This is a genomic window from Nonomuraea sp. B5E05 (genome assembly GCF_039880665.1).
GTDB lineage: Bacteria > Actinomycetota > Actinomycetes > Streptosporangiales > Streptosporangiaceae > Nonomuraea.
Genome location: NZ_JBDPMJ010000027.1, coordinates 1 through 14,264, shown reverse-complemented (window position 1 = coordinate 14,264; position 14,264 = coordinate 1). Strand labels below are relative to the sequence as shown.

Sequence of the window (14,264 nt, the reverse complement as noted above, 5' to 3'; positions counted from 1 at the left end):
CGGCAGCCGTCCACCTCCGCTCGTGGCGGGGCGCCAGGCCGGTCGGCTGCGACCTCCCACCGGCTTCCTGCTGACGGCCCTGGTCATGGGCTTGCGCAGATCGCCTCCACGAAGTGGCCGACCGTCTCTTCGGGCAGGTGCCGAGCCAGGTCGGCCTCGCTGATCAGCCCGACGAGCCGGTGCTGGTCGATCACCGGCATGCGGCGGATCCGGTGCTGCTCCATGGCTCGGAGTACCTGTTGGACGTCCGCGTCGGCCTCGATGGTGATGGGCGTGCCCTGAGCCAGTTCGCCCGCTGTGACCGTGTTCGGGTCGCCTCCGGTGGCGACGCACTTGAGCACGATGTCCCGGTCTGTGATGATGCCGTGGAGCCGGTCGTCGTCGCCGCAGATCGGCAACGCCCCGACGTCGAGTTCGCGCATGCGCTGCGCGGCGAAGGCGAGATTCTGGTGCTCACCGATGCACTCGACGCCTGGATGCATGATGTCCCGTGCCGTCGTCACAATTACCCCCCTCTGGGCGGTCCACCCTTTCCGAACCACCCATCCCTTCTCGGCACTTACCCCTCGGCTCTGCCTCCTATCAGGCATGACGGGATGGGCCGAAGGCTCCCAGGGGCGAAGCGAGCGACAACGCCGCCTGGCCCGGACGTGGAGGTGGTCCTCTTCGTCCACACCCCTCCGTTCGGCACGCTGCCGACCGGAGGGGTCATACGTCCAGGGTCACCGTGCAGGTCCACCTGTCTGCGTGGTGTTCGAAAGTCAGCTGATGCAGGGCGACGGCTTTGGGTACTGCTCCGGTCTGGGGCACGGCCGCCAGGTCGGCCATGGTCAGGTGGAGGCGCCGACGGTTCTGATCGTGTACGGCAGCCGCTTTGATCGGGATCCGTCCGGTGGTGTCCATCAGGTAGATGACCTCGTCCAGGACGGCCACCAGTTGATCTTGAGGGTCGCCGGGCTCGATGTCGACGTCGTGCTCGCCGGTGGCGGCGGCGCCGTCCAGGTCGAGAAAGCTGTCTGCCACGCCGAGCACCGCCTGGGCGATGCATTCCCCCTCCGTCGGTGCCCAGGCTTGGATCCGGGTGTCGGCGGTGTGGGGAAGCGTGCGGTGGCCGGCCTCGGCGCTCAATGGCGTTTCCCTTCTTCTCGTTCAGCCTTTGACGACGCCGAGGGGGACCAGGCGGGCGACCTTCCGGCACAGCCCCGCCCCCTCACTGGCGGTGACCACGGCGTCGACGTCCTTGTAGGCGGTGGGCGTCTCCTCGGCCAGCCCGCGCCAGCCGGCGCCGCGGACGACAATGCCTTGAGCCTCCAGGCGATCGCGCAGTTGCCGGCCGCTGACAGACCGCGCCGCCTGGTGGCGGCTTTGGGTACGGCCCGCGCCGTGGCAGGTGGAGTGGAACGCCTCACCGCCGGCGACGCCGGTGAGCACGTAGGAGGCGGTGCCCATGGTGCCCGGGATCAGCACAGGCTGGCCCACCGCGGCCAGATCGGCCGGGAGATCAGGATGGTAGGGCGGCAGCGCCCGGGTGGCGCCCTTGCGGTGGACGCACAGTCGCACGCCGTCGTGTGGTTCGACCTTGGCCAGGTTGTGTGAGACGTCGTAGACCAGATCCAGGCCGCCGTCGGCGATGTCGGCGAAGGCCCGCCGTGTGGCCTCGCCCAGCAGTTGCCGGTTGGCCCTGCCGTAGTTGGCCGCGGCGGCCATGGCCCCGAGGTACGCGCGGCCTTCGGGAGAATCGACCGGGGCACAGGCGAGTTGCCGGTCGGGCACGGTGATGCCGTAGCGCGGCATCACCTTTTCCATCGTACGTACGTGGTCGGTGCAGATCTGGTGGCCGAGCCCGCGGGAGCCGCAGTGGATCATCACGCACACCTGGCCGCGGCTCAGGCCGAACGCGGCCGCCACCGCCTCGTCGTAGACCTCCTGCACCGCCTGGACCTCCAGGAAGTGGTTGCCGGAGCCGAGGCTGCCCACCTGGCTCAGTCCCCGCTCCATGGCCCGGAAGCCGACCTGCGAGACATCGGCGTCGGTGACGGCGCCGAAGTCCTCGCAGCGCTCCAGATCCCGCGCCACCCCGTGGCCCTGCTCGACGGCGTACCGGGCACCTCCGCGCAGGACCTGTTCGAGCTGTGGCCGCCCGGCCAGGTGCCAGACGGCACCACGTCCGGTACCCCGCGGGATGACATGATCGAGGCGATCCAGAAGCCGGTTCATGCGAGGCGCGAGCCGGTCGCGATCGAGGTCGGCCGCGAGCAGCCGTACACCACAGGAGATGTCGAAGCCGACACCGCCCGGGGAGACCACGCCCCCGGCCGCGATGTCGGTGGCGGCCACGCCGCCGATCGGGAATCCGTACCCCCAGTGCAGGTCGGGCATGGCGTAGGAGGCCCGGACGATGCCCGGAAGGGTGGCGACGTTGACGACCTGCTGCAGCGCCTGGTCCTCCGGAATCAGCACGCGGGAGGCCAGGACGACGCCGGGCACCCGCATCGATCCTTGCCGCTCGATACGGAAGCGAAAGGGCGTCTCCTCGACGAGTTCGATCGTGTGTCCCATTTTCGTCCCGATGGCGCAGGTGCCGAGTAGGTGCGAGAGACCTGCCTGGAATCACCCCGGGCCGGTACCAGCGACAGCCTGAGAACTCCTAGCTCACGCGTGTTCCCAGATGGTCGGTGAACCAGTCGCGTGCCAGGTCGGCGACGGTTTCGAGTGCTCGGGGCTCTTCGAACAGGTGAGTGGCGTCAGGGATGATCTCCAGGTGGTTCTCGCAGCGCAACCGCTGTTGTGCCGTCTGGTTGAGGTCGAGCACCAGTTCGTCCCGGCTGCCCACGATCAGCAGCGTCGCCGCTCGTACCGCGGACAGACGCGGCCCGGCCAGATCCGGCCGTCCGCCTCGGGAGACGATGGCGGCCACCCGGCTGCCCGGTTCCGCCGCCGCCCACAGCGCGGCCGCCGCTCCGGTGCTGGCTCCGAAGTAGCCGACCGGCAGTCCTGCGGCCTGAGGCTGATCGCTGAGCCAGTTCGTCACCTTCGCGAGCCGTCCCGCCAGCAGCTCGATGTCGAACACGTTGCCGCGGTCGTACTCCTCCTCGGCCGTGAGCAGGTCGAACAGCAAGGTGGCCTGGCCCGCGCGGTTGAGCACCGAGGCCACGTACCGGTTGCGGGGGCTGTGCCGGCTGCTGCCACTGCCGTGCACGAAGACCACCACCCCCTCGGCCTCCTCGGGGACGAGGAGTTGCCCCGGCAGCCGGACCGGACCGACATTCACCATCACCTCGTCCACCTCGTCGACACTGCCCAGCTGATCAGACGTCACCGCGCCGGCCTTCCCGCCCACCGCGCCTTCGGCGGCGGTTGCGGCGGCCCGCCGCAGCAGTTCGACCACCTGCTCGTCGGTGATCTGGGTGAAATCGGCGTACCAGACGCCGATGGCCCACAAAGCGGCGGGTGTCTCCAGACAGATCACCTCGTCGGCGTCCTTGCGCAGGCTCGCGACGGTGTCCGGCGCGCCGACCGGGACCGCCAAGATCACTCGTGCGGCGCCGCGTGCACGCGCCACCTGGCAGGCGGCGCGAGCCGTGCTCCCTGTGGCGATGCCATCGTCGACCACGATGACCGTGCGGCCGGCGAGGTCGACCGGCGGGCGGTCATCGCGGAATCGGCGCGCCCGGCGCAGCACCTCGGCCCGCTCACTTTTTTCTACCGTGGCCATCTCCGACGGGGTCACGTCCGCCATCCGGACGACCTCGGGATTGATCACGCGTATGTCGCCCTCTCCGAGGGCACCGAACCCGAGCTCGGGCTGGTACGGCACCCCCAGCTTACGGACCACGATCACATCCAGCGGAGCGCCCAATACCCGGGCCACTTCGAAGGCCACGGGCACGCCGCCCCTGGGCAGCCCGAGAACGACCACATCCTCCTCGGTGGCCAGCCCGGTCAGACGTTCGGCCAGCCGCACACCCGCATCATGACGATCAACGAACATCGGCGTACCCGCCTCCCCCGACGCTTCACCATGCCTTGACACGAATCCCCACGCCCGTGGCGAAGGACACCCCTCTCATCACCATCAGCCGGTAAGGAGCTTGGTGCGTAGGATCCAAGGGCCCATTTCGTGATCCCATTCCGGGGTCACACCGCGCCAGGGCAAGGCGTGCATCGGCCATGACTGCGGGCCGGCAGACAGCGGTCAGAGACCGACCACGATGACGGGGACGCGTGCATGGTGGACCACGGCATGGGTGACGCTGCCCATGCCGAGCGGGGCCGGTGCTCCGCTGTGCTCCCTGATGATGACGAGATCGGCCTCGGCGGAGGCGTCGATCAGTGCCAGTGCCGGATGCCCGTGCATGTTCTGTGGGATGAGCGCGACGTCCGGGTACTTCTCCCGCCAGCCGGCGATGACCTCGGCGAGCAGGATCGCCTCCTCCTGGCCCACTTGGCCGGTGTCGTAGACGAGAGGTTGCATATCGCCCGGGAATCTTGTGGCGGGATGCACCCAGGCGTGGACCGCCTGCAAGGTGGCGTGGCGCAGTGTGGCCTCGCGGAAGGCGAAGTCCAGGAGGGAGTCTTGGCCGGGCTTTCCTGTGACACCCACGACGATCTGACCGCGCTCGCCGGCGTGCGTCTGCCGGATGACGGCCACCGGACACGGTGCTCTGGCCACGACGTCATGGCTGACCGAGCCCAGGAGCAGCTCGGTGAAGCCGCCACGGCCGCGGTTTCCCACGACCACGAGCTGCGCTTCTTCGGCCGCCCCGACCAGTGTGTCCGCCGGCCGGCCGGCGATGATGTCGGTGGTGATGCTCAGCCGCGGCCGGCCCGCCCTGGCGTGGACGGCGGCGTGGTCGAGCATTTCCCTGGCGGCGGCCTCCGCCCCTGTTCCCCACGAACGGGGTTCGGGGACGAGCGGTACGTCGTGGCCCCACCCGGGCACCGCGTACAACATCCGCAGCGGAGCGCTTCGGAGAGCGGCCTCCTGTCCGGCCCAGCTCGCGGCCTGCAGCGAGGGCGCTGATCCGTCCACGCCGACGACGACTGGCATTGTCATGGGTCACCTCGCACATCGGTGATTCACGCGGAAGATTCCACGACAGCCTCACCTGTCTCACCTCAGGCGCAGCCTTCGGGCCGCGGACGAAGCCATGAACGGTTCCCCTCACGACCTTCGGATCTCTTGCCCCTGCCTGTGCGTCCTATGCCGGAGACCGCGTCTCGTCCCGGTCGAGACGAGCTTCCGATTCGCCCGTCTTCGGCTGGTCGCGGCCGTGGCGTGTCCGGGCACCGTGGAGCGGGCGGATCATCCCTTATCGATGGGAACCTCACGGACCTGCCGTCGAAGGACCTAAGCCCCTGTGACACTGCTGCCGACCAGGGGCAGGGTGGAAGGGAGAGCGAACGCTTCCTGGGAGGTGGGTCACATGTCTGCACCGCAGCCCGAAGTGGGGTCTACAGCCGAACAGACGCATCCGCTCGAGGCCGAACTGAACCTTCTCATCGCATCAGGAGAGGATGCATCATGACGCTTCCGGCTCGTCGTCGAGGATCGGCCATCGCCCGTCCAGGTGCGGCCATGGGGATGCGATGGGCGCCGTTCGCCCAGATCGAGGATCTCTACGACCGGATGGACCAACTGATCGAGTCCGCCTTCGGCGGCCGGGCGGAAGGGATGTGGATGCCGCTGGCCGACCTGGCAGAGACCGACGAGGCCTTCATCGCCGACATCGACCTGCCCGGCGTGAAGAAGGACGACATCGATGTGGAGTTGAACGACCGGGAACTGGTGGTGACCGCCGAGATCAAGGAGAAGGAGTCGACCGGCCGGCCGCACCACCGCATGCGCCGGACCGGCCGCTTCGAGCACCGCGTCCTCCTGCCCGGCGAGGTCAACCCCGAACAGGTCTCGGCCACGTTGTCCGACGGGGTGCTCACGGTGACCGTGCCGAAAGCCGAGAAGGCCAGACCCCACCACGTCAAGGTCAACACCACCTGACCCCGTACGGCCTTTCGCGTGATCGGCTGGGCGGCACCCGGGTGGCGGTGACGAAGGCGCGGCGCACGTCCTCGGGCCCCGATGCGCGCAGGCGGCGCGGGCGCGAAGGTCATCGCCCACGTGCTGCGTCTCTGCCGTAGGTAAAACGCCCGCGGGCGCGTGCGGGCTCGCCTAGAGTTCCCGCATGCTCCCCGCAGACCTGCCCGGCACGGTACGCGACGCGCTGCTCGCCCCGCTCGTCGACCACCACTGTCACGGGGTGCGGCGAGACGACCTGACCAGAGCCGAGTTCGAGCTGCTCATCAACGAGGGCGGCAGCCCGGCGCCGCCCGGCACCACCCACTTCGACACGCCGTTCGGCGCGGCGGTGCGCCGCTGGTGCGCGCCGCTGCTCGACCTCGAACCGCACGCGCCGCCCGCCGTCTACCTCGCCCGCCGTGCCGAGCTGGGCGCGGGCGAGGTCAACCGGCGGCTCCTGGCGGCGGCCGGCGTGGTGGCCTTCCTGGTGGACACCGAACCGGCCGGCGCCTGGGAGGACGGCGAGCTGCTGTCGGCCACCGAGATGGGCCGGCACGGCGGCGCCGCCGCCGACGAGCTCGTACGGATCGAGGCCGTCGAGCGCGACGTGGCCGAGACGGCGCAGATCTCCGTCGACTACCTCGACGACCTCGGCGAGAAGCTGACCGCGAGGGCCGCCAGGGCGGTCGGGTTCACGACGGTCATCGGGTCGCTCTACGGCCTCGACTTCGACCCGTCCCGGCCCAGCAGGGGCTCGGTGATCGCGGCGGTCAACCGGCGGCTGTCCGAGCCCAAGGAACCGCTGACGGACCCCTTCCTGCTGCGCCACCTGCTGTGGATCGCGATCGACGTGGCCAGGGAGCGAGGGCTGCCCGTGCAGTTCCACACCGGCTTCAGCGGTTCCGGACCCGACCTGCACCGCAGCGATCCGGCCAGGCTGGGCGCCCTGGTCAGGGCGCTGCAGCCGGCCGCCGTGCCGGTCATCCTGCTGCACTGCTACCCGTTCCACCGCCAGGCCGCCTACCTGGCCGGCCTCTACCCGCACGTCTACGTGGACGTCGGGCTCGCGCTCCCGCACACCGCCGCCGCCTCGGCGAGGGTCGTGGAGGAACTGCTGGAGCTGGCGCCCTTCCACAAGCAGCTGTTCGGCTCCGGCTGCCACTCCGTCGCCGAGACCGGCTACCTGGGCGCGCTCTCCTACCGGCGGGCGATGGGCGCGGCGCTGCGGGCCAGGCTCGGCTCGGGGGAGTGGAGCGTCGCGGACGCGGCCAGGGTCGCCCACATGATCGGCTCGGGGAACGCCCGCCGGATCTACCGCCTGTGACGCGAGCTCCGAGGGACGTGTCGAGACGTCCTGACCTGCGGTGTCCCCGCCCTTACGAGAGGTCGAAGGGGGCGGGGAAGTGGCCTTCCCAGATCCGGCGGGAGGCCTGTTCGGGGTAGGGCCGGGTCTGCGACTCGGCGTCCAGGACACGGGTGAGCCGCTGACCGGGCTGATGGGCGGCCCATCCCGCGTCCCCGGTGGTGACGAAGCGGACCCATGCCTCCTTGAGCTCGCGGGATAGCGCGACGGCCTCGGGGGTGGGTTCGTCGCCGATGAGCTGCGTGCCGACGGGGCTGCCCAGCGTGCCGAACGCCAGGGGGATGTCGAGGCTGTGGCAGGCGCCCAGGGCGCCGCCGAGGACCGGGGCGGTCCAGCGCAGTTCGAACAGGTACGACGTGCCGCCGGCTGCGGCGTTGGCCTCGGCCAGCTTCTGCGACGGCATGCGGAAGAGGGCGTCGGAGTACACCGTCTCCACCAGCTCCTCCGGGCCGGCCTGCGGGAACGCGGCGCGGTACGCCTCGGGGCCGTGCGGCTGCGGGGCGAGCAGTTCCAGGGCGGCCTGGGCGTCCTGCTCGGTGTAGGTGCCCTGTCGTCCGCTCATGACGCTGAAGAAGCGGAACTCGTCCCGGGTGTGGCCGACGAGCAGTTCGGTCCCGCTCGCGCGCCCGCCGGTCAGCGCGGGCCAGGGCGTTTCGGGGAGGACCTCGCCGTCGACGACGGGGCACAGGGCGGTGCCGGTCTCCGTGAGCCGTCCCCAGCTCTCCCGGTGTGCGTGGAGGCCGGCGTTGAAGGAGGTGAGCTCCGCGGCCAGGTGCCAGGGGTCGATGTCGCGCAGGGCCGCGGCGGTGGGGGCCGCCGCGCCGAGCCGGTCCGCGAACGCGGCGGTGACCTGCCGTGCCAGCGCGGGGGTGCTGTACAGCCCCGGCACCGAGTGGGCCATGGCCCGCCGGAAGAGGCCGCGCGCCGGCTTCATCGTCAGCAGGGCGGCGACCGACCCCGCTCCGGCGGACACCCCGGCCACGGTGACCCGGCCGGGGTCGCCTCCGAAGGCGGCGATGTTGCGCTGCACCCACTCCAGCGCCGCGATCTGGTCGAGGAATCCGCGGTTGGGCGGCGCGTCGTCGAGGAACGCGAAACCCTCCGCGCCCACGCGGCAGTTGACGGTCACCACGACGAGTCCCGCCCCGGCCAGCGCCGCCGGGTCGAACATCGGGTCGCTCGACGCCGCCGCGACGTAGCCGCCCACGGGGATCCACACGAGCACCGGCAGTCCCGCCGCGCCCGGATCCGGAGTGCCGACGTTGAGCGTCAGCCAGTCCGTGCCCTGCGGCGGACCCGTGTCGACCGGCAGGGACAGCGGTACCACGGGGCCGAAGTCCGCCGCCTGCCTCGTCCCTTCCCAGCGGTGCGGCGGGGCCGGCGCGGCGAAGCGGAGCGTCCCCACCGGGGGCTGGGCGTAGGGGATGCCGCGGAACACCGCGTGCCCCTGCCGCCGGCGCCCCCGCACCACACCTTCGGCGGTCCGCACCTCTGGCTGTTCAGGCAGCCGTTCGGGCATGGCACTTCCTTCCACGAGGGGGTTCCAGGTTATAAGTCAACTGTATTATGTCAACTGTATGGGAAAGACCCCGGGGCACAAGGGAGAGGCCGGCGATGCCGAAACAGGTGGATCACCGTGGACGCCGCGAAACGATCGCCCGCGCGCTGTGGCGGGTGGTGGAGCAGCGCGGCGTCGCGCATCTGACGATGCGCGTGGTGGCGCAGGAGGCGGGCATCTCCCTCGGGCAACTGCAGCACTATTTCGCCTCCCGGGCCGCCATGCTCTCCTTCGCCATGGATTTCGCGTCCGAGCAGACCTCGCTACGCGTCGGCCAGGGACTCGAGAAGCTCGGTGACCGCCCGCACCCCCGTGACGTGCTGCGACTGACGCTCGCGGAAATGCTCCCCCTGCATGCCGACGCCCGCGCGACCAGCCGGATGAGCGCCGCCTACGTCCTGGAGGCGCTGCACGACGAGGCCGTCCACGAGCAGGCGCGCCGGGGTCTCGTCCACGGACGGGCCCAGGTCGAGCAGCTGGTCCGCCAGGCGGTCGCCGACGGGCACATCGACCCTGACCGCGACCCGGCGACCGAGACCAACCTGCTTCTCGCCCTCACCGGCTTCACCCCGCTGATCGAACTGGGCGTGATCGGGCCCGGGGACGCGCTCGCCGCGATCGATCTGCATCTGGACAGGCTGTTCAGCGGGAACGGCCGGAATGCGTGACCACCAGCCATGCCGGCACCGTGGCTTCATGCCCCGGGCACAAGGTCACCGCCGTACGCCTGCGCGGCACGCGCGAACGCTCATGACGTCTCTCCGCGTGGCCGCACTATCGCGACCGGGCACGCGGCACGGTGCAGCACGCCGTGCCCGACCGACCCGAGCATGGCGGAGGTGAAACCACCCAGCCCGCGGGAGCCGACCACGACCAGGTCCGCCGCGGCGGAGGCGTTGACGAGGGCGAGGACCGGGTGCTCGCACACCTGCTGGTCGTCGATCTCGATGTCGGAGTGGTCCCTCCGCCAGCGGACCACCCGCTCCTGAGCCTTACGGGAGTCTTGCCGGCTTGCGTTCTCGAGCAGGTCGCTATATCCGGATGCGTAGGCGGAGACCATCGGCATGTTCCACGCGTAGACGACGGCCAGCGATGCACGCCGGGCGCGAGCCTGCTCGACGGCGTACGCCACCGCCTGCGCCGCGTAGTCCGAGCCGTCGTCGCCCACCACGATCCGGCCATGTTCCGTGACGACGGATTCACGCACGATGACGACCGGCCCGGCGGCATGTCCTGCGACCGCCATGCTGACCGAGCCGAGAAGCAATCCGGTGAATCCTCCCCTGCCCCTGTTGCCGAGCACCAGGGAGTCGGCGGACAGCGACTGGCCGATCAGCGCTTCGACGACATTCCCGCTGAGCATCTCGGTGCTCACCTCGACTTCCCCTCCCGCGGCGCGGGCGCGGTCGGCGGCGGCCGCCACCGTCTCCTCGCAGGACTTCCTGGTGTCGAAGCCGACAAGCCTCCCTTCGCACACATGCACGACCTTCAGTGGCAGTCGCCGCCGCCGGGCGTCGCCCGCCGCCCACTGCACCGCCGTGTTCGCTGCATTGGAGCCGTCCGCGGCGGCCACGATCGGTTGAGCCATATCGGCCTCCCCATGAGTTCTCCCCTCACGCCATGCTTCCCGGATCGGGCGTCCGTGCACTTCGACGGCCGGCTCCCCGCGGCCAGCCCGCGGGGAAGGGGAAGCCGTCCCGCGGCCCGGCCACGCTCGCCGTCCTATCGGGAGGGATCTTTGTCCACTATGACTGGTGCCGGAAAATCCCCTCCGGCAGGATCGTTGGGAGCTGATCACGAAGAAAGGGACGGCTCTCATGCGGATCTCGCGCCTGCCCGGCTTCGGGCGACTGTCGTGGACGGTGGTGGCGCTCCTCGTCACCACCGCCGCCCTGCTGACGGCTCCCGCGTCGGCGGCCTCCCCAGAGTCGTCCTCCGCGACCGCGACGTACAAGATCTGGCACTGGAACATGGCCGGGCATCATGCGCACCTGGGCTCGACCACGAACGGCATCATCCAGGCGATCGCCGGATCGATCAGCTATCGCAAGCCGGACCTCGTGTCGATCAACGAGATCTGCCGCAACCAGTACGGCGCCGTGATCGATGCGCTGCAGGGCATGGGCTGGCCGCAGAACGCCACGAACTTCGCCCGCTTCGAGCCGATGACGGCGGCGGGCGACCCCGGCTACTGTGCCGGGCACGGCATCGGCATCGCGGTCTTCAGCCGTTTCGCGCTGGGCGAGACCCTACGGCAGACCCTGCCGTACGACGGGTCGGGCAAGCAGCGCAAACTCCTCTGCGCGCACGTCGCCGCGCAACCCGGCACCAGATTCTGCACCACCCACCTGACGACCGTCGCCGCCTACAGATCCGCCCAGCTGGAGCAGGTGCACGGCGTCCTGGAGTCCTACCGCACCAGGGGGGACGTCGCGATCATCGCGGGCGACTTCAACGTGCAGCCGGACTCACCGCTGCTGAACACCTGGTACGACGCCACGGTCAACACCGACGCCAACCACGGCAACATCGGCCGCTACCACGAGCTCGACGACCGCGAGGCCGTGTGCCCCGGCTGGGGCGAGCAGACCACCGAGAGCAACAAGCTCGGGGCCTGCGGCCAGTCGGGGAAGGTCGATCTGATCTTCGTCCCGGCCGAGCGGCTGACCCGCTACAGCGCCGACGCCCATCCGATCGGGCACGTCTGCGGCGGCAACCGCGACAAGCCCTGCTCCGACCACCGCATCGTCGACGCCACCGCCTCGGTCACGACCGGGGAGTGAGCTCAGGCGAGGGCGGGCAGCACGTAGACCTCGGCGCCCGGCGGCAGCGCGCAGTCGAGGCTGCCCAGCCCCCGGGCGTTCTCGCCGCACACGATCATGCTGATGTGCCTGCGGATGCGGCCGTACTCGTCGCGCAGCCGCTCCTCCAGCAGCGGATGCGTGCGCCGGAGCATGTCGAGGGCCGAGCCCAGGGTGGGCGGGGAGTCGCGGTCGGCGCCGACCGCGAAGACCTTGACCTCCTGCATCCCGCTCACCCACCTGCGCAACGAGCTGGGCAGCACGAACACGACCAACATCACCGGTCTGCTCATCGGCTAGAGCACCGCCGCGCGCACGGTGAGCACGTCGGGCAGGTGCCGGCCGACCAGCGACCAGGTCTCGCCGTCGTCGCGCGAGCAGTGGACCTCGCCGTCGCGCGTGCCGAAGAACACCCCCGCCTCCGACGCGGTCATCGCGTCGCGCAGCACGGTCGCGTGCACCGGCCCTTCCGGCAGGCCCGCGGAGAAGGGCCGCCACGTCTCGCCGGCGTCGTCGCTGCGGAAGACGCGGTAGCGGTGGCCGACGGGCGTGCGGTCCATGTCGGCCGTGAGCGGCAGCACGAAGATCGTGTCGGGCCGCGACGGATGGGCCACGATCGGGAACCCGAAGTCGGACGGCAGCGCCGAGCCGATGTCGTGCCAGCTGCCGCCGAAGTCGTCGCTGCGATAGACGCCGAAGTGGTGCTGCAGATAGAGCCGCTCCGGCCGGGCCGCGTCGGTGGTCACCTTGTGCACGCACTGCCCGAACTCGGGGAACTGCCTGCCCTCCGGCATGAACGGGGCGCGGATGTTCTGGTTGGCGGCCTCCCAGGTCAGGCCGCCGTCGGTCGTGCGGTAGAAGCCGCCGGTCGAGACGGCCACCCCCATGACCGCCGGGTCGGCGGGGTGGCTGACGATCGTGTGCAGGCACAGCCCGCCGCCGCCAGGCTCCCAGAGCGGGCGGTGGGGGTGCTCCCACAGGCCCTCGACGAGCCGGTAGGTGGCCCCGCGATCCTCCGAGCGGAACAGCGCGCCCGGCTCGACGCCCGCCCACACCACGCCGGGCTCGGACGGCGAGGGCGCGAGCTGCCACACCCGGGTGAGCGTGGCCCCGGTCTTCTCGGGGAAGGCGATGGGCGGCTGCTCCGCCTCCTGCCAGGTCTGCCCGAGGTCATCCGAATACATGACGGAAGGACCGAAGTGGCCGTATTCGACTCCGGCCAGCAGCCGGGGGGCGCCGCCGCGCGTGTCGATGGCCACCGAGGGCACCGCGATCGTGGAGAACTGGATCGGCTGGATCTCGAACGGGCCACCGCCTGCCGAGCGGGCCAGGAACAGGCCCTTGCGGGTGCCGATCGCGAGCACTGCGTCACTCATGACACGCTCCCAAGTTCGCTTTGCGGCCATCGTGTCACGCGCCACCGACAGTTACCGAAGTCTGGGAGATTCCCGTCGCTCCTCACCGGTCCGGTCGCGCATGACCCGGGACGTAATCGTCGCCATTCCCGCCAGGCGCTAACGTTCCGGATATGGGAGCGGTAGCCGTACATGAGGAGTCTTTTGGTGAGTTGTTGCGGTCGTGGCGGCAACGACGGCGGGTGAGCCAGCTCGATCTGGCCATCGAGGCCGGCGTCTCCGCGCGCCACGTCAGCTTCATGGAGACCGGGCGCGCCCGGCCCAGTCGCGAGATGGTGCTGAAGCTGGCCGAGGAGCTGGAGGTGCCGCTGCGGCACCGTAACAGGCTGCTGGTGTCCGCGGGATTCGCCCCGATCTATCCCGAACGCGCCGTCCGGGCTCCGGAGATGCACCTCGTACGGCAGGCGCTGGACAGGATCCTGGCCGGGCACGAGCCGTATCCGGCGCTCGTGGTGGACGCCGTCTGGAACCTGGTTGCGGCCAACAGGGCGGCCGGGATGTTCATGGAGGGCGTGCCGGCGGAGCTGCTGGCGGAGCCGGTCAACGTGATGCGGTTGTCGCTGCACCCGGACGCGATGGGCGGGCGGCTGCTCAACCTGGCCGAGGTGCGGGCCCACCTGCTGCACGGGTTGCGCAGGCAGGCCGAGACGTCCGGCGACGGGCGCCTGGCCGAGCTCCACGACGAGCTGGCGTCCTACACCTACCCGGGCGTGGACCTGAACGTGGCGCACGTGCCGGGGCCTGGCGACATCCTGCTGCCGCTGCGCATCGCCGCCGGTGACCGGGTGTTGTCGATGTTCACCACGATCGCGACGTTCGGCACGCCGATGGACGTGACGGTCTCCGAGCTGGCCATCGAGACCTTCTGGCCCGCCGACGAGGAGACCGCCGCCACCTTCCGCTGACCGCCCGCCTCTGGCCGCCGCGCCCGCCGGGTCCCGCAGTCGAGCCCGGGCGAGGTCGTCGCGCCAGTGATCGGCACAGCTAGACGAGTAATTCCGATCTCCGGTCAATGGTCGTAGGCGATCAGTGACCGGGTGATCGGGGCGTTGGTCGCGTTGTTGTGCCAGATCGCCGCCGCCAGCGCAAGAAGGCGCTGGGCGACGCGGAT

The 14,264-nt window shown here is 70.5% G+C and carries 14 protein-coding genes and 1 pseudogene; 5 read left to right on the top strand and 10 right to left on the bottom strand.

Going from position 1 to position 14,264, the window contains the following annotated elements:
- Window positions 1–83: 83 nt before the first annotated feature.
- The 5 genes from ABGB01_RS36515 to ABGB01_RS36495 all read right to left on the bottom strand — a co-directional run bounded on the left by ABGB01_RS36515 (window position 84) and on the right by ABGB01_RS36495 (window position 5,056).
- Complete coding sequence (locus ABGB01_RS36515; protein WP_347778138.1) at window positions 84–503, bottom strand: CBS domain-containing protein; 420 nt, start codon at window positions 501–503, stop codon at window positions 84–86.
- A 205-nt stretch (window positions 504–708) separates the two neighbouring features.
- Window positions 709–1,128: an archease gene (locus tag ABGB01_RS36510; RefSeq protein WP_347778137.1), complete on the bottom strand. Its 420-nt coding sequence runs from the start codon at window positions 1,126–1,128 to the stop codon at window positions 709–711.
- A gap of 21 nt (window positions 1,129–1,149) precedes the next feature.
- Window positions 1,150–2,559, bottom strand: coding sequence for an RtcB family protein (locus tag ABGB01_RS36505; RefSeq protein ID WP_347778136.1), 1,410 nt, complete (start codon window positions 2,557–2,559; stop codon window positions 1,150–1,152).
- A gap of 88 nt (window positions 2,560–2,647) precedes the next feature.
- Window positions 2,648–3,964, bottom strand: a complete 1,317-nt coding sequence (locus ABGB01_RS36500; RefSeq protein ID WP_347778135.1) for a phosphoribosyltransferase — start codon at window positions 3,962–3,964, stop codon at window positions 2,648–2,650.
- Window positions 3,965–4,195: 231 nt separating this feature from the next.
- A complete protein-coding gene (locus ABGB01_RS36495) occupies window positions 4,196–5,056 on the bottom strand; it encodes a universal stress protein (protein ID WP_347778134.1) in 861 nt (286 codons plus the stop codon).
- Between the two features lie 522 nt (window positions 5,057–5,578).
- Here ABGB01_RS36495 and ABGB01_RS36490 point away from each other — a divergent pair.
- Both ABGB01_RS36490 and ABGB01_RS36485 read left to right on the top strand, forming a co-directional pair.
- Entirely contained in the window at window positions 5,579–5,998 is a 420-nt protein-coding gene (locus ABGB01_RS36490; RefSeq protein ID WP_347778133.1) for an Hsp20/alpha crystallin family protein, read from the top strand.
- 184 nt (window positions 5,999–6,182) lie between these two features.
- Window positions 6,183–7,340, top strand: coding sequence for an amidohydrolase family protein (locus tag ABGB01_RS36485; RefSeq protein ID WP_347778132.1), 1,158 nt, complete (start codon window positions 6,183–6,185; stop codon window positions 7,338–7,340).
- A gap of 52 nt (window positions 7,341–7,392) precedes the next feature.
- Here the strand turns inward: ABGB01_RS36485 and ABGB01_RS36480 are convergent, their stop codons facing one another.
- Complete coding sequence (locus ABGB01_RS36480) at window positions 7,393–8,898, bottom strand: carboxylesterase family protein (protein ID WP_347778131.1); 1,506 nt, start codon at window positions 8,896–8,898, stop codon at window positions 7,393–7,395.
- A 95-nt stretch (window positions 8,899–8,993) separates the two neighbouring features.
- On the opposite strand from ABGB01_RS36480, the gene ABGB01_RS36475 reads away from it, so the two are divergent.
- Window positions 8,994–9,605, top strand: a complete 612-nt coding sequence (locus ABGB01_RS36475) for a TetR family transcriptional regulator C-terminal domain-containing protein (RefSeq protein WP_347778130.1) — start codon at window positions 8,994–8,996, stop codon at window positions 9,603–9,605.
- A gap of 80 nt (window positions 9,606–9,685) precedes the next feature.
- Here the strand turns inward: ABGB01_RS36475 and ABGB01_RS36470 are convergent, their stop codons facing one another.
- Window positions 9,686–10,525 (bottom strand): universal stress protein, encoded by an 840-nt coding sequence (locus ABGB01_RS36470; RefSeq protein WP_347778129.1) that lies wholly within the window; start codon window positions 10,523–10,525, stop codon window positions 9,686–9,688.
- Between the two features lie 229 nt (window positions 10,526–10,754).
- Here ABGB01_RS36470 and ABGB01_RS36465 point away from each other — a divergent pair, with 229 nt between their 5' ends.
- A complete protein-coding gene (locus ABGB01_RS36465; RefSeq protein WP_347778128.1) occupies window positions 10,755–11,720 on the top strand; it encodes an endonuclease/exonuclease/phosphatase family protein in 966 nt (321 codons plus the stop codon).
- Between the two features lie 2 nt (window positions 11,721–11,722).
- Here the strand turns inward: ABGB01_RS36465 and ABGB01_RS36460 are convergent, their stop codons facing one another.
- Window positions 11,723–12,031 carry a hypothetical protein gene (locus ABGB01_RS36460; protein ID WP_201761224.1) on the bottom strand — a complete coding sequence of 103 codons (309 nt, stop codon included), beginning with the start codon at window positions 12,029–12,031 and terminating at the stop codon, window positions 11,723–11,725.
- A 3-nt stretch (window positions 12,032–12,034) separates the two neighbouring features.
- Window positions 12,035–13,114 carry an exo-alpha-sialidase gene (locus ABGB01_RS36455; RefSeq protein ID WP_347778127.1) on the bottom strand — a complete coding sequence of 360 codons (1,080 nt, stop codon included), beginning with the start codon at window positions 13,112–13,114 and terminating at the stop codon, window positions 12,035–12,037.
- A gap of 152 nt (window positions 13,115–13,266) precedes the next feature.
- Between ABGB01_RS36455 and ABGB01_RS36450 the strand changes: the two genes are divergently transcribed.
- Window positions 13,267–14,058, top strand: coding sequence for a helix-turn-helix transcriptional regulator (locus ABGB01_RS36450; RefSeq protein WP_347778126.1), 792 nt, complete (start codon window positions 13,267–13,269; stop codon window positions 14,056–14,058).
- A 104-nt stretch (window positions 14,059–14,162) separates the two neighbouring features.
- Here ABGB01_RS36450 and ABGB01_RS36445 read toward each other — a convergent pair.
- Window positions 14,163–14,264, bottom strand: a pseudogene (locus ABGB01_RS36445) (IS982 family transposase); the annotation flags it as partial.